The organism is Streptomyces sp. NPDC002057 (genome assembly GCF_040296665.1).
Taxonomy (GTDB): Bacteria; Actinomycetota; Actinomycetes; order Streptomycetales; family Streptomycetaceae; genus Streptomyces.
Genome location: NZ_JBEOXR010000037.1, coordinates 17,698 through 37,017, shown reverse-complemented (window position 1 = coordinate 37,017; position 19,320 = coordinate 17,698). Strand labels below are relative to the sequence as shown.

The 19,320-nt window shown below is 73.5% G+C and carries 16 protein-coding genes; 10 read left to right on the top strand and 6 right to left on the bottom strand.

What is annotated here, in order from left to right:
* The first annotated feature begins 24 nt into the window (after window positions 1-24).
* Complete coding sequence (locus tag ABT129_RS25555; RefSeq protein WP_351905941.1) at window positions 25-726, top strand: TetR/AcrR family transcriptional regulator; 702 nt, start codon at window positions 25-27, stop codon at window positions 724-726.
* A 47-nt stretch (window positions 727-773) separates the two neighbouring features.
* Here ABT129_RS25555 and ABT129_RS25550 read toward each other — a convergent pair whose 3' ends face one another.
* A complete protein-coding gene (locus tag ABT129_RS25550; RefSeq protein ID WP_351905938.1) occupies window positions 774-1,427 on the bottom strand; it encodes a class I SAM-dependent methyltransferase in 654 nt (217 codons plus the stop codon).
* A gap of 254 nt (window positions 1,428-1,681) precedes the next feature.
* Here ABT129_RS25550 and ABT129_RS25545 point away from each other — a divergent pair, with 254 nt between their 5' ends.
* Complete coding sequence (locus tag ABT129_RS25545; RefSeq protein ID WP_351905935.1) at window positions 1,682-3,388, top strand: SulP family inorganic anion transporter; 1,707 nt, start codon at window positions 1,682-1,684, stop codon at window positions 3,386-3,388.
* Here the strand turns inward: ABT129_RS25545 and ABT129_RS25540 are convergent.
* Window positions 3,376-5,808 carry a SpoIIE family protein phosphatase gene (locus ABT129_RS25540; protein ID WP_351905932.1) on the bottom strand — a complete coding sequence of 811 codons (2,433 nt, stop codon included), beginning with the start codon at window positions 5,806-5,808 and terminating at the stop codon, window positions 3,376-3,378. The genes ABT129_RS25545 and ABT129_RS25540 overlap by 13 nt on opposite strands.
* 174 nt (window positions 5,809-5,982) lie before the next feature.
* Between ABT129_RS25540 and ABT129_RS25535 the strand changes: the two genes are divergently transcribed.
* Both ABT129_RS25535 and ABT129_RS25530 read left to right on the top strand, forming a co-directional pair.
* Window positions 5,983-8,112, top strand: a complete 2,130-nt coding sequence (locus tag ABT129_RS25535; protein ID WP_351905929.1) for a SpoIIE family protein phosphatase — start codon at window positions 5,983-5,985, stop codon at window positions 8,110-8,112.
* 124 nt (window positions 8,113-8,236) lie between these two features.
* On the top strand, window positions 8,237-9,487 hold the full coding sequence (locus ABT129_RS25530; protein WP_351905926.1) for a PP2C family protein-serine/threonine phosphatase: 1,251 nt from the start codon (window positions 8,237-8,239) through the stop codon (window positions 9,485-9,487).
* On the opposite strand, the gene ABT129_RS25525 is transcribed toward ABT129_RS25530, so the two are convergent.
* Entirely contained in the window at window positions 9,476-10,468 is a 993-nt protein-coding gene (locus ABT129_RS25525) for a glutathione S-transferase family protein (RefSeq protein WP_351905923.1), read from the bottom strand. The two genes, ABT129_RS25530 and ABT129_RS25525, sit on opposite strands and share 12 nt — an antisense overlap.
* The gene (locus ABT129_RS25520; RefSeq protein ID WP_351905920.1) at window positions 10,465-10,620 is read right to left on the bottom strand and encodes a hydrophobic protein; all 156 of its coding nucleotides are present in this window, start codon (window positions 10,618-10,620) and stop codon (window positions 10,465-10,467) included. Before ABT129_RS25520 ends, ABT129_RS25525 begins: the two co-directional genes overlap by 4 nt.
* Before the next feature lie 391 nt (window positions 10,621-11,011).
* On the opposite strand from ABT129_RS25520, the gene ABT129_RS25515 reads away from it, so the two are divergent.
* Window positions 11,012-12,415, top strand: coding sequence for an FAD-dependent oxidoreductase (locus tag ABT129_RS25515; protein WP_351905917.1), 1,404 nt, complete (start codon window positions 11,012-11,014; stop codon window positions 12,413-12,415).
* 124 nt (window positions 12,416-12,539) lie between these two features.
* Here ABT129_RS25515 and ABT129_RS25510 read toward each other — a convergent pair whose 3' ends face one another.
* Window positions 12,540-13,280, bottom strand: coding sequence for a class I SAM-dependent methyltransferase (locus ABT129_RS25510; RefSeq protein WP_351905914.1), 741 nt, complete (start codon window positions 13,278-13,280; stop codon window positions 12,540-12,542).
* 721 nt (window positions 13,281-14,001) lie between these two features.
* Between ABT129_RS25510 and ABT129_RS25505 the strand changes: the two genes are divergently transcribed.
* Genes ABT129_RS25505 through ABT129_RS25485 form a run of 5 tightly spaced genes read left to right on the top strand, consistent with a single transcriptional unit; the run spans window position 14,002 to window position 18,213 of the window.
* A complete protein-coding gene (locus ABT129_RS25505; protein WP_351905911.1) occupies window positions 14,002-15,405 on the top strand; it encodes an ATP-binding protein in 1,404 nt (467 codons plus the stop codon).
* A 1-nt stretch (window position 15,406) separates the two neighbouring features.
* A complete protein-coding gene (locus ABT129_RS25500) occupies window positions 15,407-15,814 on the top strand; it encodes a roadblock/LC7 domain-containing protein (RefSeq protein WP_351905908.1) in 408 nt (135 codons plus the stop codon).
* The gene (locus ABT129_RS25495) at window positions 15,811-16,167 is read left to right on the top strand and encodes a DUF742 domain-containing protein (protein WP_351905905.1); all 357 of its coding nucleotides are present in this window, start codon (window positions 15,811-15,813) and stop codon (window positions 16,165-16,167) included. The genes ABT129_RS25500 and ABT129_RS25495 overlap by 4 nt, the downstream gene beginning before the upstream one ends.
* Window positions 16,148-16,771 (top strand): GTP-binding protein, encoded by a 624-nt coding sequence (locus ABT129_RS25490; protein WP_351905902.1) that lies wholly within the window; start codon window positions 16,148-16,150, stop codon window positions 16,769-16,771. The genes ABT129_RS25495 and ABT129_RS25490 overlap by 20 nt, the downstream gene beginning before the upstream one ends.
* Window positions 16,768-18,213, top strand: coding sequence for a cytochrome P450 (locus ABT129_RS25485; protein WP_351905899.1), 1,446 nt, complete (start codon window positions 16,768-16,770; stop codon window positions 18,211-18,213). The genes ABT129_RS25490 and ABT129_RS25485 overlap by 4 nt, the downstream gene beginning before the upstream one ends.
* Window positions 18,214-18,276: 63 nt before the next feature.
* On the opposite strand, the gene ABT129_RS25480 is transcribed toward ABT129_RS25485, so the two are convergent.
* Window positions 18,277-19,308 (bottom strand): terpene synthase family protein, encoded by a 1,032-nt coding sequence (locus tag ABT129_RS25480; protein ID WP_351905896.1) that lies wholly within the window; start codon window positions 19,306-19,308, stop codon window positions 18,277-18,279.
* Window positions 19,309-19,320 lie beyond the last annotated feature (12 nt).

The following is a 19,320-nucleotide window of genomic DNA, read 5'->3' as shown; positions in this document are numbered from 1 at the left end:
TGGTGTTGACGTAAGGTTCCGGCCATGTCCGAACGCGTCGTCCCCGAAGGCAGCAGGCAGCGCCGCCGCCCCACCAAGCAGGGCGCGGTCCTCTCGGAGCGGCTCATCGTGGAGACCGCGCTCCGTCTGATCGCCCAGCATGGCGCGGAAGCCCTCTCGGTCCGCAGACTCGGCGCCGCGCTCGGCGCCGACCCCACCGCGCTCTACCGCTACTTCCGCAACACCGACGCCCTGCTCCTCGCCGTCGCCGACGAGATGATCGGCCGCGCCCAGGAAGGCTGGACGGCCACCGGCGACTGGCGCACCGACCTCCGCGAGATGGGGCTGCGCATCCACGGCTGCTACCAGACCAATCCGCAGGCCGCGCTCCTCGCGGCGCACCGCACCACCGGCCGCCCCCACGAGACCCGCGCCGTCGAACGGATCCTCGGCATCCTCCGTACCGCCGGCTTCCCCGACGTCCTCGCCGTGCGGATCTACCACGCCTTCGTCGACCAGGCCCTCGCCTTCGCCGCCCAGGACGCCGCCGCGCTCGCCCTGCCGCCCGCCGCCCAGGAGAAGGAGGCGGCGGTCTGGCACGCGGTGTACGGCAAGCTGTCGCCCGCCACCCATCCGCACATCGCCGCCACCTTCCCCCTGCTCGCCGCCGACATGAGCGACAGCGGCTATCCCTTCGCCCTGGAACTGATGCTCGGCGCGGTGGAGGCGCTCCGCCCGGAGGGCTAGGTCCCGCTCTTACCGGAGCGGATCCGATCGAGGGTCCGCCGGCCCCGTCACACCTGAACGGCCGGGCGGCGGGCGTGCACGTAGAGGTGCTGCTCGGGTTCGGCTCCGGGGCCGTGCGGCCGGTAGAGCGCGGTGTCGTGGTGGACCACGTCGAGGCCCGCCTCCTCCAGGACGCGCACCTGCTCCTCGGCCGCCAGGCTGCTCACGCTCACCTCGTGCCCCATCCACACGATCTCGAGTCCCCGGATGTCCCCCGGCACCGTGGCCATCACGAACGACCCGCCCGGTGCGACCCACGACGCCATGCGCGCCAGCGACTCCGCGACCTCGGGCTGATCCATCACGAGCAGCGGGAAGAAGGCGCACACCGCGTCGTACCCCCCGGCCGCGGGCGCGTACGAGCGCACGTCGGCCTGCTCGAAGGAGGCGGCGGGCACCCGCTGCCGGGCCAGCCGGACCATCTCGCCCGACACGTCGATGCCGGTGACCTCGAAGCCCGCCCGGGAGAGCACCTCCGCCGCCGGGCGTCCGGTTCCGCTGCCCACGTCGAGGACGCGCGCGCCGGGCGCGAGGTGCCCGGTGAGCCACTCCAGGGCCGCGAGCTGGCCGGGGATGTCGGCGAACACCTCCTCGTACCGTGCGCCGACCTCGTCGAAGACCGCCGCGGCGGACTTCCCTCGGGGCGGTGAGTTGTCGCTCACTGCACAACCTCCTGGTCCGGGTGGAACGTGGCCACGGCGCCTGAGGCCGGGGCCGTCGACCCCAGCATGCCAAGCGCCACGGGAACGGTGGCGGGATCGGACGGATCGGCGAACCCGGTGGTGCAACCGGCCGGTTGCCAGGACACCGCGTGCGGTGCCGGTTCATCCGGACGGCCGAACCCGGCTCGTGTTCCGCCGCCCGCCCGGCCACCTTGGTGATCAAGGGACGGCGGTGTCGGCGAGAGGGGTGCGGCGTGCGGGTGGGGCCGGGAAGGCTGGGGCGTCCGACCGCCTCCGATGTCAGCTCGGGCGCGGTCACGGGGCTCTTCTCCATCCCCGAGGGCATGGCGTACGCGGCGATCGCCGGCTTCAATCCCGTCGCCGGGCTCTACGCGGGCGTGGTGCCCGCGATCGTCGGCTCGCTCACCTCCCGCACGGTCCTCATGGTCACCACCCTGACCAGCGCGATCGCCCTCACCTCGCAGAGCGTCCTCGCGGACGCCGGCCTCGACCCGAAGGACGCCGGGAACGTCGCCACCCTGACCCTGCTGGTCGGTGTGGTGATGCTGCTGATGGGGGTGTTGAGGCTCGGGGCCGTGATGAGCTTCGTCTCCCACGCCGTCATGACCGGCTTCTCCACCGGCATCGCGCTCCAGATCATCACCGGCGTCCTGAAGGACGCGACCGGCTACGCGCCGCAGGGCCACAACAGGCTCCTCCAACTGGGGGACTGGCTGGGGCACATCGGCGACTGGCAGGCCGCCGCCACCCTCACCGCCCTCGCCACGATCGCGGTGTGGGCGCTCGCCCGCGCGGTGAAGCGCCTCGAACCCGCCGCGCTCCTCGTCGCCATGGTCGCGGTCAGCCTGGCCGTCGCGGCCCTGTCCACGGACGTGGAACTCGTGAAGGACATCGCCGCGATCCCCGCCGCCCTGCCCTCCTTCACGGCGCCCGACCTCTCCGCCGTCCCCGATCTCGTCTGGGGCGCAGTTTCGGTCGCCCTGGTCGCGCTCGCGCAGGCCGCCGGCATCGCACCGTCCATGCCCAACCCGGACGGCACCCGCTCCGACGTCGACGGCGACTTCCGGGCGCAGGGCTGCGCGAACCTCGCCGGAGGCCTCTTCCAGGCGCTGCCCTCGGGCGGGTCGATGTCCCGCACCGGCGTCGCCGTATCCGCCGGGGCCCGCACCCGCTGGGCCGGCGTCGTCTCCGGCGTCTTCCTCGCCCTCGTCGTACTCCTCTGCGGCTCGCTCGCCGAGCGCATCCCCATGCCGGTCATCGGCGGACTCATCCTGGTCGTGGGCGGCGAGCTGATCTGGGGAAAGCGCCACGACATCCTGCTGGTGTTCCGCACGTCCTGGCTCTCGGCGGGGGCGATGGTCCTGACCTTCCTCGCCACCACCCAGCTCCCGCTCCAGCGGGCCATCGTCCTCGGCGCCGTCCTCTCCCTGCTCCTGTACTGCGCGCAGGCCGCCCGCCAGGCCAAGCTCGTCGCCCTGCGCCGCACCCCCGACCGGCCCACCGGCCCCGGCCACTGGGAGACCGCCGAACCGCCCGCCGCCCTCACCCCCGGCGGCATCACCGTCCTCGACTACGCCGGCTCGTCCTTCTTCGCCGAACTGCCCCGGATCGAGAGCGGCCTCCCGGCGACCGACGGAGCCCGGGGCGCCGTCCTGATCCTCGTGGTGCGCGCCCTGCCCGACGTGCCGTCCTCCGCGATGCTCGGACTCCTCGACCGGTACGCCGCCCGGCTGTCCGACCAGGGCGGCCGACTCGTCCTCTGCGGCGTCCAGCCCCCGCTTCTCCGGCTCCTGGAACGCTCGGGGGTCGCCGCCCGCCTCGGCGAGGGAGGGATCGTGCCCGCCACACCGCAGCTGTTCGGCGCCCTCGACACCGCCCTCGCGGAAGCCCGCCGCCGCACCGCGCCCCCTCCGCCCGAACGGCCCCATCAGCCTCGCTGATCGGGCGGGGCGTCCTCCGGCAGATGGACGGCGAGGACGCAGATGTCGTCCCGGTTCGCCGGGCCCGCCGCAGCCAGCGTCCGGGCGAGCACCGGGTGGCCGCCCTCGCGCAGGAGGCGCAGCGCCCGGGAGGCCAGACGGTCGAGCCCCGCCCGGAGGTCCTCGCCCGGCAGCTCCACGAGCCCGTCGGTGTAGAAGAGGAGATGGTCCCCGGGGAGCAGGGTCACCTCGGCCTGTCCGTACCGGGAGTCGGGGGCGGCGCCCAGGAGGCGGCCCTCGGGCTGGGCCAGGAAGCGCGCCCTGCCGTCCCGCACGAGCAGGGGCGGCAGATGCCCGGCCCGTACCCAGGTCAGGCGGTGGTCCCAGGGCCGGTAGCGCCCCATGACCATGGTGGCGGTGGCACGGCGCTCGTTCGGCGCCGTGTGCAGGAGGAGGGCGTTCAGCCGGCCGAGGACGTCGGGCAGACGCGATCCCGTCACCGTCATGCCCTTGGTGGTGAACCGGAGCTGGGCCATGGTGCCGACGGCCGCCAGGCCGTGGCCGGCGACGTCGCCGACGACGAACAGCGCGCTCCGGTCGGGGAGTTCGATCGCCGAGTACCAGTCGCCCCCGACGTTGAGACCCCGGTCGGCCGGGACGTAGGCGACGTCGACGCGCAGCCCCGCGAGGTCCAGCGACTGCTCGGGGATCGGCAGCAGCGTGTCCTGCAGACGGGCCCCGAGCGCCCGCTCCGCCTTGAGCATGCCGCGCTGCACGAGGTTCTCGCGTTCGCTGTCGCGCAGGGCGAGTTCGGCGTCCTTCTGGGCGGACAGGTCCTGGAAGAAGCCGTGCACCTCGACGGGGGTGCCGTCCGCGTCCCGCTGCGCCTCGGCGACGATCCGCAGATGGCGTACGCCGTGCGCGGTGGTGACGCGGAAGAGCTGGTCGATGGGGTCTCCGGCGACGAGCAGCCGCTGGACGGCCGCGCCCACCCGCGGCAGGTCCTCGGCCACCAGGTGCCGGGGCAGCTCCTCCAGCCGCATGGGCCCCAGGGCGGGATCGCGGTCGAAGACGACGTAGACCTGGTCCGACCAGGTGAGGGTGTCCGTGACCAGGTTCCAGGCCGCCCACCCGAGGTTGCCCAGACGCTGCATGCCGGCCAGCCGGCGGGTCACGCGCGCGCTGGTGTCGTGGCGGACCCAGGACACCACGAGACGTCCGTCGAGCCGGGAGGCGTGCACCGCGTACACCGACTCCTGCTGCACACCGGCGGTCACCTCCTCGTACGTGAAGGGCTCGCCGTCGTACACCGTCCCCGTGACCAGCGTGTCCAGGTAGCCGTCCCACAGCGCGGTCCCCGCGACGGTCGGGTACGTCTCCAGGATCCGGCGGCCCACCAGCTCCTTCCCGCGTCGCCCGGCCACGTCGACCGCCTCCCGCGTCGCCGCGTCGATCCGGAAGTCCTCGACGTCACCGTCCTCCGTCCGCAGGGGGGTGAGCAGCACCGCCGGGCCCGCCAGGGCGTCGAAGACCCGCTGCACGGCGGAGACGTCATCGGCGGGAGCGGCGGCTCCGAGGGGCGCCCGGTCCTCCCGCAGGGGCCCGCCGCACAGCCTGACGGCTCGCCGCAGCAGCGTCCGGGTCGGCGCGTCGAAGGGTCCGGGCCGGCTGCGGAGGAGGCCGACGACCGTCGTCATCGGCAGGCCGCCGGGCACGGGGAGCCAGGCCCGGGAGGGCCACCGCTCGGGCGGGTCCCCGATCAGCCGGTACAGAACGGCGTCCCGCACCGGGTCTTCCAGCCACACCGCCTCCTGGACCTCGACGGCCTCCAGGGCGGCCACGCCGCTGAGGGGCGGAATGTGGCTCCACTGCTCGGCGAACGCGTCGTCGAGGCCCGCGCTGCCCACCAGCTCCAGGCTTCCGGGCGTCGCGACCGTGTAGATCATCACCGCGTCCACACCCGCCGGTTCGCCCAGCGTCGACCGGAGCAGCTCCGCGACGTCGTCCGGCGGCCGCACGTCCGCGAGCCCCCGGGCCAGCCGGGCCAGGGCCGCCCGGTGCCCGTCCGTCCGGGCGCCGCCGAGGACGTAGCGTCCGGCGCTGAACGGCGACGGGCACTCCTCCCGCGCCGGGCCGGGCCCTGGCGGCGCGGATGCCGGACCGGACTCCCCTCCGACACCCCCCAGGGTGATCCAGCACTCCTCCAGGAGGGTCCTCCGGTACTGCTTCGCGCGGTCCAGCAGCAGCCGGTAGGCGGCGTCCGCCGACAGGTCCGCCCGGGCCATGAGCACGCCCTTGGCCCGTTCGAGGACGGCCGTCATCGAGGCGCTGCCCTCCAGGTCCACGACCTCGGCGCGCAGTCTGGCCACGACCTTGGCCAGGGCGAGGACCTCGGGTGGCGCAGCCTCGTCCCCGTCGGGGGCCACGGATTCGCCCTCCATAGATCTGAGCATGCCACGCGGGGCGCGGAGCGCACGCCGGTGCCGCCGGGCCTCGGCGTCCGCGCTCCGTTCGCACGACGGGAGCAAGTGGGAGAGGCTCGGTGCGGGGCGGACGGCCCGCTGGGACCGACGCGACCGCTCTGCGCCCGGTTCCGTCGTATCGGAGGTCAGGTCGTGTCCGGATCGAAGGACGTCGAGCTCGCTCCTGGAGGAGCGGCTCCCGGCCCCGCGCCCGCCACCCCCACCCCGGGTCCGGGCCCCGCCCCGGGTCCGGGCCCCACCCCCCGCCCCGCCACCACCGGCCCTGCGGATCCCGGCCCCGCCACCCCCGGCGGCCCCGACGACGCGGCGCTCTGGGGCGAGGCGGTGCTGGAATCCGTGTTCACCCAGGCCGCCGTGGGACTCCACGTCCTGGACACCGAGCTGCGCGTCGTCCGCGTGAACACGGTCGCCGTGGGCATCCGGGGCCTTCCGCCGGACCAGCTCGTCGGACGGCCGGCGGCAGAGGCCTACGCCCACGCCGGGGTGAGCGTCGACGAGGACGTCCTGCGGACCGTCCTCGCCACCGGCCGCCCGGCACTCGACCGGCGCGTCACCGGCCGGCCCCTCGCCGACCCCCGGACCGAGCACGTCTTCTCCGCCTCCGTCTACCGGCTCCAGGACGCCGCCGGACGCGTCCTCGGCGTGGTCATCACCAGCACGGACATCACCGAACGCGAACGCGCCCAGGCCCGGCTCCGGCTCCTGCAGGACGCCCACGAGAGCATCGGCTCCAGCCTCGACGTGGAGCGGACCGCACGGGAACTCGTCGACCTGACGCTGCCGCGGTTCGCCGACTCCGTCGTGGTCGCCCTCACCGACACCGTGCTGAGGGGAAGGGAGCCGGGACTGCGCTCCCGGAACCCGGCCCCCCTGCTGCGCTGCGCCGCGGCGGGCCGCACCGAGGCGGGGCCGCCCGTCCCGCAGCCGGGCGCCGCCCTGCTCCCCGGGATCTTCGGGGCCACACTGCCGCCCCGGGCCGTCCTGATCCCGTGCGAGGAGGAGGACGGGACCACCGGGACACGGCTGGTCGCCCCCCTGACCGTACGGGGGCAGATCTTCGGGGTCGTCGCCTTCCAGCGGGCGCCCGGCGCCGAACCGTACAGCGCGCACGACGCCCAGCTCGTCGAGGGGCTCGCCGACCGTACGGCGACGTGCCTGGAGAACGCCCTGCGGTTCACCCGCGAGCACGTGATCATGACCGCGCTGCAGAGCTGGCCGCTGCGCCAGGAGGAGGCCACGCAGCGGGCCGTCGACGTGGCCCAGCGCCACCTCCCCGGCGGGAGCGGCGCCGGGGCCTGGTTCGACGTCGTCCCGCTCCCGGGCGCGCGGGTGGCGCTCGTCGTCGGCCAGGTCGAGCACGCGGGACTCAGCGCCGTCGCCACCATGAGCCGGCTGCGGACCGCCGTGCACAGCCTGACCACGCTCGACCTCGACCCGCACGAACTCCTCGCCCGCCTGCACGCCACCACGCTCCGCCTCGCCGCCGAGCACGCGAACGGGTCCGGGACCGACCGCCCGACGGCCAGCTGCACCGTGGCCGTCCACGATCCCGTCGACGGACGGCTCGACATCGCCCGCGCCGGCACCTCGCTCTTCGTCGTCGTCCGGCCCGACGGATCGACCGACACGAATCCCGTCGACGAGGGCCCCCTGCTCGGCTCCGGCGGCCCGCCCTTCGCCTGCGCCACCCACCACCTGCCCGAGGGCAGCACGCTCTGCATGGTCTCGCCCGGCACATCGGGGGACGGACACCCCGGGACGCGGGAGCTCCTCGGCGCCCTCGGACACCCGGACCGCGGCGTGGAGGCGATGGCCGACGCGGTGGAGGGGCTCCTCGCCCCCGACCGTGTGGTGCTCCTCGCGAGGACCCGGCACCTCCCGCCGAGCGAACTCGCCGAGTGGACGCTCCCCTTCGACCCCTCGGCCGCCGCCACCGCGCGGACGCGCGTCGAGGAGTGCCTCCGGCGGTGGAACCACCCCGCCGACCCGTTCACGGCGACCCTCGTCGCCAGCGAACTCGTCACCAACGCCGTCCGCTACGGCGCCGCCCCCATCACCCTGCGCCTGATCACGGACTCCGCCACCGGGCTGATCTGCGAGGTCGGCGACGCGGGGCAGGCCGCCCCCCACCTCCGTCACGCCAGGGCCGTCGACGAGGGCGGCCGCGGTCTGCTCATCTGCGCCACCCTCGCCGAGAACTGGGGCGTGCGCTACACCGGCGAGGGCAAGACCGTCTGGGCCGAGCTGGGGGAGCGTGACTAGGCGTGCGATCACCGGACAGCCTGCGTAGCGTGGGACCCACCCCCCGAGAGAGGGCCGGCCGCCCCGCGCCGCACGACGTGCCGCCCACGCCGCACGACGCCATGAGGAGAGCAGCGGAGGTCCTGTGTCGACGTTCGAGGATGTCCTGGCCGATCTGCTGGGCCGATCTCACCTCACGTCCGGACGGGAGCTCGCCGGCCTGGTGGGGGACGCGGCCCGGCGCATGGGGTTCGAGGGGACGGCCATGTACCTGGCGGACCTTCAGCAGATGCGGCTGGTCGCCCTGCCCCAGCCCGGTGCGACGGGACAGCCGACGCTCGACGTCGACACGTCACTGGCGGGCCTGGCCTACCGGACGCAGCAGACGCAGCGGTCCAGGGACGGCGGCACCGCCTGGCTGCCGATGATCGACGGGGTCGAGCGCCTCGGCGTCCTGATGGTGACCGCGCCCGCGCCGGACGACGCGCTCCTCGCGCGGGGCGCGGCGCTCGCCGGGGTGGCCGCACTGCTGGTGATGTCGAAGTCCTCCCACAGCGACCTGCTGGTGGAGGCGGAACGCCTGCGGGCGATGACGGTCCAGGCCGAGCTGTTGTGGGCCTTCCTGCCGCCGCGGACCATCGGAACGGCGGACGTGACCTCCTCGGCGGTGCTGGAACCCGCGTACGACATCGGTGGCGACACCTTCGACCACACCCTGGACGACCGCGGCCTGCACCTGACCGTCCTCGACTCCATGGGCCACGACCTGGCCTCGGGCGGCGCCAGCGCCGCCGGGCTCGCCGCCTGCCGCGCGACCCGCCGCTCGGGCGGTTCGCTGACCGACATCGTCTCCTCGATCGACCGCATCCTGGACGCGTGGTTCACCGACCGGCTCATGACCGCCGTCGTCGCCCATCTGGACACCTCCGACGGACGGCTGGACTGGATCAACTGCGGCCACCCGCCACCCCTGTTGATCCGCCACGGCAGGGTTCTCCCGCAAGTCCTGGCGAGGGAGCCCGACCTGCCGCTCGGGTGGAACTTCCTCGCCGCGTCCCCACCCACCGAGCACTCCGTCCGCCTCCAGCCCGGCGACCGGGTCCTGCTCTACAGCGACGGCGTCACCGAGGCCCGCTCGCCCGAGGGAGACCTCTACGGCGAGGAACGGCTGGCCGACACGGTCATCCGCGCCACGGCGGCGGGCGCCCCCGCCCCCGAAGCCCTCCGGCGCCTGATCCAGGGACTGCGGCAGCACCAGGACCACAAGCTGCGCGACGACGCCACGATCCTGCTCATGGAGTGGCACCCGAGCACCCCCACGCCGCGGCGACACCCGGCCACGCCGGCACGGGTGGTACGCCGTCACCACGGCGGTGAGGCCGGCTCAGGCGAGTGAAGGAACCCGTTCGGACGGAGGCGGTGGGCCGGGAGGGGTGCCGTCGCCGAAGGGGCGGCCGCCGAGGGACTCGCGGCCGTGCGGCGTGAGCCAGTTCCGGAGGTCCGGGCCCCGGGGGACGATCCCGGTCGGGTTGATGTCGTGATGGACGACGTAGTAGTGCGCCTTGATCTGCTCGAAGTCGATCGTGTCGCCGAAACCGGGAGTCTGGAACAGGTCCCGCGCGTACCCCCACAGGGCCGGGAGTTCGGTCAGCTTCTGCCGGTTGCACTTGAAATGGCCGTGGTAGACGGCGTCGAAGCGCACCAGGGTCGGGAAGAGGCGGACGTCGGCCTCGGTGAGGGTGTCGCCGACCAGGTAGCGCCGTTCACGCAGCCGCTCCTCCACCTGGTCGAGCCGCTCCCACAGGCGCCGGTACGCCTCGTCGTACGCCTGCTGGTCGCCGGCGAAACCGCACGCGTAGACCCCGTTGTTGACGTCCCGGTACACCCCCTCGGCCACCTCGTCGATCTCGTCGCGCCACCTCTCCGGGTAGAGGTCCGGTGCGCCGTCCCGCTGGTGGGCCGTCCACTGGCTGCCCAGGTCGAGCGTGATCCGGTCGAAGTCGTTGGTCACCACCTGGCCGGTGGGGATGTCGACGATCGCGGGCACGGTGATGCCACGCGGGTATCCGGGCCGGCGCCGGACGTACGCCTCCCGCAGCCGCTCGATGCCGAGGACGGGGTCCCGGCCGCCCGGATCGAGGTGGAAGGACCAGCTGCGCTCGTCGTGCACGGGCCCGGCGACGCCCATCGACAGCACGTCCTCCAGGCCCATCAGCCGCCGGACGATCGCGGCCCGGTTCGCCCAGGGACAGGCCCGCGCGACGACCAGCCGGTAGCGCCCGGGCTCCACGGGGTAGCCGTCCCGGCCGTCGGCCGTGATCCGTGTCGTGAGGTAGTGCCGGTCCCGCTCGTAGGCGCCGTCACCGGCGGCGTTCACCAGCGGTACCAGCGTCCGCTGCCGCTCTTCATCAGGAAGCCGAGCAGCCACAGGACGAGGACGGCGATGGCCACGTACCAGAGCACCTCCAGGGCGAACCCCGCGCCGAACAGCACCAGGATCACGAGGAGGACGAGAAGAAGAGGAACCATGACCACACCTCCGCTGCCTCCGAGGCCGGCCGGTCGGTCTCGGCACGAGGCCCTCGGTACCGTGCGGTTGCCCCCGTCACCCGGGACCATGCGTGCCGCGCGGGGCCGGGCCTCCGCGCGCCGCCCGCCTCCCGGGGCGTTGCCCGGCGGGGAAACGGACCTCACGCACCACCGATCGGATCCGACCGCGCCGACACCGCGCGACTGCCCCCGGCCCGCCGCCGCCCATCACGCCCGCCCTCCGGCGACCCGGCGGATCGGGGCGAAACGGCGAGAATGGAGAGGGGTGAAGGGCGATGGCAGCCCGTTTCGGACACCTCGGCCGTGCCAGGCCGCGGGAGACGACGCGGATCGGCCCCACGAATGACTTCCGCCGCTGCAAGGAGTGATCATGCGCGGATCCGGTGGCTCGTACTGGATGGAGTCGGCACCGCCCCCCGAGGCCAGGGCGCCGCTGGAGGGTGATCTCGTCGCCGACGTGGTCGTGGTGGGAGCCGGAGTCGTCGGGCTCTGCACCGCGCGCGAGCTGACGCGCGCGGGGCGCGACGTGGTGGTGCTGGAAGCCGGCCGGATCGCGGCCGGGATGTCCGGGCGGACCATCGGCACCCTGACGTCGCTGCACGGACTCCGCTACGCGGACCTGAGCCGCCGGCGGGGCGCGGAGGCGGCGGCCCTGTACGCCGACGCGCAGGAGGACGCACTGCGGCAGGCGGTGTCGCTCTGCGCCGAGCTGGGTGTCGACGCGGAGCTCGAACGACGGCCGGCCTACGCGTACACCCGCGACGAGGCGGGCGTGGCGGAGATCCGCGCGGAGGCGGCGGCCGCCGCGGAGGCCGGCCTGCGGGCCACCGCCGTGACCGAGACGGACCTGCCGTACCCGGTCGCGGCGGCCGTACGGGTGGAGGACCAGCTGCAGTTCCATCCGCGCCGCCTCCTCCTCGCCGTGGCGGACGACGTCGTCGCCCACGGGGGCCGCGTCCACGAAGGCACCCGCGTCACCGGCCTCCGGGAGGGCGCCGAATGCCGGCTCGCCCTGGAGGGCGGAGCCACGGTCCACGCCCGCGACGTCGTCCTCGCGACCCAGTTCCCGCTCCGCTGCCACAGGACCCTGCTGATGCGGCTCTCGGTGCGCCGGGAGCTCGTCGTCGCCGCCGCCGTCGACGAGCGGCACGCCCCGTACGGGATGTACTGGACGCCCGACGACGACACCCGGTCGGTGCGCACCGCCCCGCTGGGCGGCGGACGACGGCTGCTGATCGTCGCGGGGGAGGCGTTCGAACCGGGGAGCGGGGGCGTGCGCGAACGGCACGCCCGCCTGGAGGCCTGGGCGCGCGGCCACCTGCCCGGCTTCGCCGAGGCGCCGCGGGTCCACCGGTGGGCGGCCCAGGACGTGCACACGGTCGACGGCCTGCCCTACGTCGGCCATGAGCACCCGGACACCCAGCACGTCCATGTCGCCACCGGTTTCGGCGGCTGGGGGCTCGGCAACGGGATCGCCGCGGGCCGCCTGCTCACCGCCCACGTGACCGGCGCGCCGCGCCCGCCCTGGACGGAGCTCTTCGACCCGCGCCGGCTGCTGCCCGTGCGCGAGGTGCCCGAGGTCGTCCGGCGGCAGACCACCGTGGCCCGCGACTACGTGGCAGGCCGCCGGAGCGGTCGCCGCTGCACGCACATGGGCTGTGAGCTGGGATTCGACGATGCCGATCAGACCTGGGAGTGCCCGTGTCACGGCTCCCGGTTCGCGGCCGACGGCACGGTGCTCCAGGGCCCGGCCACCCGCCCCCTGGAGGACTGACCGTGCGGCGCCCGCCGGCGCACCGGCACCGGTGTCCTCGCCGTCGCCGCGGCCCGCAGAGGGGCCGGGGCGACGGCGGTCGACCTCTCCGCCGCCGGGCCAGGCGCGGCGGAACCGCCGGCCGTCAGGCGCGGCAGCGCAGCATCACCAGCGGGGGATTGGCGAGGAAGTCGGCCCAGAACTCGGCGCCGTACTCGCGGACCCCCTCGTCGGACACCGTCAGCGGCACCCATGTCACCTCGCTGAATCCGGCCGCCCGCAGGGCCTCCTCGTACACCTCGCGGCGCGGGAACGTGCTGAGGATCGTGACCGGCGGGTCGAGCAGCGCCGTCGTCCGGACGCGCGGTCCGGCCTCGCTCTCCTCGCCGGTCAGCTCGGTGACGAAGCCGTACTTGGCCAGGGAGGGCCCGCCGAAGTCGTAGTCGGGCGACTGGTTGAAGAGGAAGAACTCGGCGCCGGGCGCCAGACTCCGGTGCACGGTGCGGCACATCCGCTCGACGGTGGCGACGTCCTCGGCGTAGTTGAGCAGCTGGACCGCCACGGCGATGTCGAAGCGCCGCTCCAGGGTCCGCAGTTCGGCCGCGTCGCCCACCTCGTAGCGCACCCCCAGCGGCTCGCGCTCCTCCCACGCCCGCGCCACGGCGACCATCTCCCCGGAGATGTCGATGCCGAGCACGTCCGAGGCGCCGCGCCGCCTGAACTCCCTGCTGTAGAAGCCGGTGCCGGAGGCCAGGTCGAGGACCGCCCTGCCCCGCACGTCCCCGACCATGGACAGGAAGCTCGGAACCTCCCCGTACCGCACCAGGGGCAGGGCCTTGAAGCCCTCGAACGCCTCGCCGATCCCGTCGTACTGCTGCACGCTCATGCTGCTGTCCTCCCGTGTGGTCCCTCGTGCCGCGACCCCGCCCCGGACTCCCGCCCCCGGACGGGCCACGGCCTCCGACGGGCAGTCTCTCCACATCCCGACGCGCTGCCGTACTGGCGGAAACCACAAAGATCGGCCCCCCGCCCCGGCCTCCCGTACGGACGGCGACCCGGCCCCGGGCCCCTCCCGGGGTCGTCGCCCGTTCGCCGGCGGTTCCCTCGGGGCCGGGCCCGGGTGAATCGCCGCGCAGATGTACGGATCTGCGTCGGCCCGCTCGAAGCCGTGAGAAATGACGCCTCGATGTGATCGGTTCATTGCATTTTCCGTGCGGTGATTGGTCGTTTTATGCGGCCAGAATGACCGGTGGAGGGCGGCCTTCCAGCATGGGCACATGGCGAACCCGAACTGACTATGCTCCCCGATGTGTTGCGATGCGCTCACAGCGAGTCATGAACGCTGGGTGCGCGCGCGGACGGAACGTGGCTGCGAGGGGAAGCGACGCGATCATCGGCGCTGTCCCGGAGCGACCCGTCGGAATGTCGTCGGAGCATGCGCATTCGCCCGAACGGACTCCGACGTGTTCCCGTCGGCGCATCACATCACCCCAGTCCGCTCATTTCCAGACTGTTGAGGGACCCCGATGGTTCGTGCAGGTTCAATTTCCAGAGCCCGGCCACCCGCGGGCGCCCGGGTGTGGCTCCTTCCCCCCGGGGCCCTGGCCGTGGCCCTCGCCATAGCGTTGCTCTTCCTCCCTGCACAGATACGGACACCACTCGCCTGGTGCGGCCTCGCCGCGGTCGCCCTGACGGCCGCCACCTCCGCCGCCGCCGTCCGCCGGCTGCGGTCGGCGGACGCGGCCCGCTCCGCACGGGCGAGCGCCGAGGCCCAGGAGTACTACGCCCAACGCGAGGCCGCGTTGCTCGGACGCCTGGCCGACCAGCGCGCCACCACCGTCTGGCTCGCCGAGGAACTCCTCCCCGCCGCCGTCGCCCGGATGCAGCGCGGCACCCCCTCCTCGGAGATCCTGAACAACGTCTCCTTCGGGAACCACCACGACCAGGAGTACGCCGAGGCGCTCCGGGGCGCCCTGAAGACCCTCCTGGAAGCCGTGGAGGCCGAGGAGCACACCCGCGACGCCTCCCAGCGGGCCCTCGTGGCGGTCGCGCGCCGGGTCCAGGCGATCGTGCACCAGCTCGCCAAGGACCTCCACGCCATGCAGATCCTGCACGGCACGGACCTCGTGGTCTCCCGCGGCCTGCAGGACGTCGACCACCGCAACGCCCTGATCGGCCGCCTCGCGGCCAGCATCGCGGTCCTCGGCGACGCGCGGCCCGGCCGGCAGTGGTCGAAGCCGATCGCGCTGTACGACGTCCTGCGCGGCGCCATGTCACGTATCGTCGACTACCCCCGGGTGAAGCTGACGTCGGTGGCCGAGGTGGCCGTGACCGGCCCCGGAGCCGAGCCGATGATCCACCTGCTCGCCGAACTGCTCGACAACGCCACGACGTTCTCGCCTCCGCACACCCCGGTGGAGGTGACCGCGAGCGAGGTGCCCTCGGGCATCGCGATCGAGATCGAGGACCGCGGCGTCGGACTCACCGAGGAGGTCCGGCAGCGCGTCGAGCGCGTCATGGCCCACGCGTCGACCGGCCTCCATCTGGCCAACCTGGGCGAGGTGACCCAGCTCGGCCTGCCCGTCGTCAGCCGGCTGGCCCGCGAGCACGGCTGCGAGGTCGACCTGCGCACCTCCGCCTACGGAGGCGTACGGGCCGTCGTGCTCGTTCCCCGGAACCTGATCACCACCGTGCCGCAGCCCGTCGTGAGGCACCGCGAGCCCCCCCGGAGGCGCATGGGCGGCCCGATCCTGCCCAGGCCGGCGTTCCCGCGCGACGCCGTGACGGAGACCGGCCCGGTCAGGAAGACCACCAACGGACTCCCGCAGCGCCGCCGTGATTCGCCCGTCCCCACGCCGCTCGTCCAGGCGGGTCCCACGACCCCCGCCGCTCCACCCTCCTCCGGCCCGACCCGCCAGCCGGGGCTGATGTGGGAGGCGTTCAACGGCGACAGGAGAGCGGTCGCCGAACCTTCCCCTTCCCCCAGCGAGCCGTCAGATGAGGTTGAGTAACATGCAGCCACTGCCCAACATGGACTGGATGCTCAAGGAGCTCGTGGGCGGCGTCCCGTACGTCCGCCACGTGGTCGTCCTGTCCGCGGACGGCCTCTGCATCGGGCAGGCGAACACGGCGTCGGACACCGCCGACGCGATCGCCGCCGCCTGTTCCGGCATCCAGAGCCTGGCCCGGGCCATCTCGCAGATGTTCCCGCACGGCGACGGCTCGACGCGGATGGTCGGGATCGAGGCCGACGGCGGGTACTTCTCCCTGATGGCGGCCGGCCCGGGAGCCTATCTCGCGGTCCTCGCCGACCAGGAGGTGGACGCCGGACTGCTCGGCGACCGCATGCGGACCCTGGTGGTCCGGATCGGCCAGCACATGACCAGCCCGCCCCGTGACGACGTCGGGCAGGCGATGTGACATCAGAGCACCAGGCCCCCTGGGAGGAAGGCACTCCCGTTCCGCTCTACGTGGTCACCGGTGGCCCGGGCTCCTCGGCCGAGGGGTTCAACCTGGTCACCCTGATCGCGTCGAGGTCGGAACCCGACCCGGCGATGCAGCCCGAGCAGGCGGCCATCCTCACCATGTGCGCGTACCCGCTCTCGGTGGCCGAGGTATCGGCCTACCTCAGCCTTCCGTTCAGCGTGGTCACCGTGCTGCTGTCCAAACTCGTCGAGGACGAGCGGGTCGAGGCCATCGCGCCCGTGCCCGTGGCGGCATTCCCCGAACGCGGCCTACTGGAGGCGGTGATCCATGGACTACGCAAGCTCTGACACACTCGGCGCCCCGCCACGCGACATCGACGTGCTGCTGCCCCACGGTGCCAGGGGGGTCAAGGTCGTGATCGTCGGCGGCTTCGGAGTCGGCAAGACGACCATGGTCGGCGCGGTGAGCGAGATCCCGCCCCTGACCACCGAAGAGACCATGACCCAGGCCGGCGTCGGGATCGACCACAACCCCGGCGCCCAGGGCAAGAACACCACGACCGTCGCACTGGACTTCGGACGCATCAGCATCAACGAGGAACTGATCCTCTACCTGTTCGGGACGCCGGGACAGGAGCGCTTCTGGTTCCTGTGGAACGGGATCTTCGAAGGCGCGCTCGGCGCCGTGGTCCTCGTCGACACCCGCAGGATCGAAGTCTGCTTCGAGGTCATCACCCGTCTCGAGGACCGCCGCGTCCCGTTCGTCGTGGCCGTCAACACCTTCCCGGAAGCCCCGCAGTACCCCCTACCCGACCTGCGCACTGCTCTGGCCCTCAGCGATTCCGTGCCCATCATCACCTGTGACGCACGGGACCGGGCGTCCTGCCGCGACGCCCTGCTCTCGCTGATGGTCTACCTGTGCACCCTCGCCGCCGCCCAGGAGACCGCATGACCGTCCCTCCCGCCGAACACGCCACCGCGCTCCCCGGGCAGACCCCGCCCCCGGGCTGCCCGGCCCACGCCGCCACGGGACCCGGCGGAGCGGCCCGGCTCTACGGCCCCGCCGCCGAGACGGACCCCATGGGTCTGTACGAGGAGCTGCGCGCCACCCACGGCCCGGTGGCGCCCGTCCTGCTGGACGGAGACGTACGCGCCTGGCTCGTCCTGGGCTACCTGGAGAACCGTGACGTGGCCAGCCGCCCGACCCAGTTCTCCCGCGACCCCCGCGTCTGGCACGGCTGGAAGAGCGGCGAGATCGACGCCGCCACCTCGCCGCTCGTCCCGATGATCGGCTGGCGCCCCGACTGCGTCTGCGCCGACGGCGAGGAGCACCAGCGACTGCGGGGCGCGGTCACGGCCGGCCTCGGCATGTTCGACCACCGGGGGGTCCGCCGCCACATCACGCGCTTCTCCCACCAGGTGATCGACACGTTCTGCGAGAAGGGCGAGGCGGAACTGGTCGGGCAGTTCACCGAGCACGTGCCGATGCTCACCCTCACCCACCTGCTCGGGATGTCGGACGAGGACGGCCCCCGGCTCGTGCACGCCGCCCGTGACCTCTTCAAGGCCACCGAGACCTCGCTCGCCAGCAACGCCTACATCCTGGAGAGCCTCGAACGGCTCGTCGTCGCCAAGCGCGCCCATCCGGGCCACGACATCGCCTCCGCGCTGATGGCCCACCCGGCCCAGCTCACCGACGAGGAGGTGCAGCACCACCTGCGCCTCATCCTGCTCGCCGGCTACGAGACGACCGCCAACCTGATGTCCAACGTCCTGCGCATGGTCGTCACCGACCCCCGGTTCCGCGGGTCGCTGGCCGGTGGCCAGATGACCCTGCCCGAGGCCGTCGAGCAGGTCCTCTGGGACGAGCCGCCGCTGATGGTGTGCCCGGGCCGCTGGGCCAACGCCGACACCACCCTCGGCGGGCAGGAGATCAAGGCGGGGGACATGCTCCTCCTCGGCCTGGCCGCCGGAAACGTCGACACGGCGATCCGTCCGGACCCCGCGACCCCGGTGCACCACAACCGGGCGCACCTGTCCTTCAGCGCCGGTACCCACGAGTGCCCCGGTCAGGACATCGGCCGCATCATCGCCGACACCGGCATCGACATCCTCCTCACCCGGCTTCCCGACATCGCCCTCTCGGTCCCCGAGGAGAGCCTCAGCTGGCGTTCCTCCACCTGGGCGCGGAACCTGACGGCGCTTCCGGTGACCTTCGCCTCGCGCTTCCCGCAGGCCTTCGACGCCCCGGCCCCGCTTCCGGCCCCGCCGGTGCAGAGCACCGGGACGCCCTCGGCGCCGCCGTGGCAGGTCGCCGCGCCCGGGACGGCCCGCGTGCCCGAGCAGCGCGCCTCGTGGCTCACCCGCGTGAAGCGCCTCCTGCGCAGGGGGTAGCCCCGCGACCGAGGGGTGCCGACGCGTCCGTGTCGGCACCCCTCGCGCGCTCCCCCGCCGCCCCTACGTGGGGTACGAGACGTCCGAGGACGTGTAGCGGGGGGCGCCGGTGTACCAGGCATGGAGGCCGGCGAGGAATCCCTCGGCCCCGTGGAGCCAGGTCTCCAGCTCCGCCCGCTCCCCGTGGTCGAGGCCGGATCGCCTTACGAGCAGGGGCAGTTCGCTCTGCCGGAGGTGCTCGAAGTCGCGCAGCCGGGCGTTGACCAGATTCAGGGCCGCGGGTACGGCGTCGTGGAGCGTGATGCCCAGGGACGTACCGACCACCAGGACCAGGTTGTTGACGTCGCGCTCCTCGTTCACCTCCCGCTCGTACGAGGCGATGTCGTTCGCCAGACCCATGACGTCCATGAAGGCGTCGAGCAGGGCGCGGACGGTCCGGCTGTTCCGTATCTGCTCGGGTATGCGCGCGCCGGTCGCCAACTCGACCGAGTAGGGGGCGGTGTAGGCGGCGAAGCTCTCGCGCCGGAACGGGGCGTAGTCGATCAGGTGGGGTATCCGGCCGCTGCGGCTGTTGGCCAGCTCCTCGACCCCCGCGTCGATGTACTTCGCCAGCGCCCGGTTGAACTCGTGCCGCCAGTGCGCCAGCCGCGGCGGGAAGAGACGCTGCTGCAGATCGGCGATCCCCCGCTCGACGGCGTTCGTCGGCTCCGGCAGCCGGGCGCCCTGCTCCGGACGGAGGAAGGCGTGCAGCCGCGCGGTGAACACCAGCGCTCCCGGCAGGTCGCCGGTCTGCTTGAACGCGGCGGCGAAGTAGTCGTCCCAGGCCAGCGCCCAGATGTTGAAACGGTGGTTCAGCCGGAGACCGGCGAGCGAGGCGTCGGGCAGGGTCCAGGCGGTCAGCTGGTCGACGGTCATGGCGTGGAACGTGGACCGGGTCCAGATCGGGCGGTGGTCCGGCGGCCCCTCGTCGCCGGCCAGCATGCCCATCTCACGGGCCCAGGACTCGCTCTCCTCGTGCAGGGCCGACAGATACGGATTCACCCGCAGCGGATAGGGCATCCACAGCCGGGGGAGCTCGACGGCACGCACTGTCATGGGGACCAACCT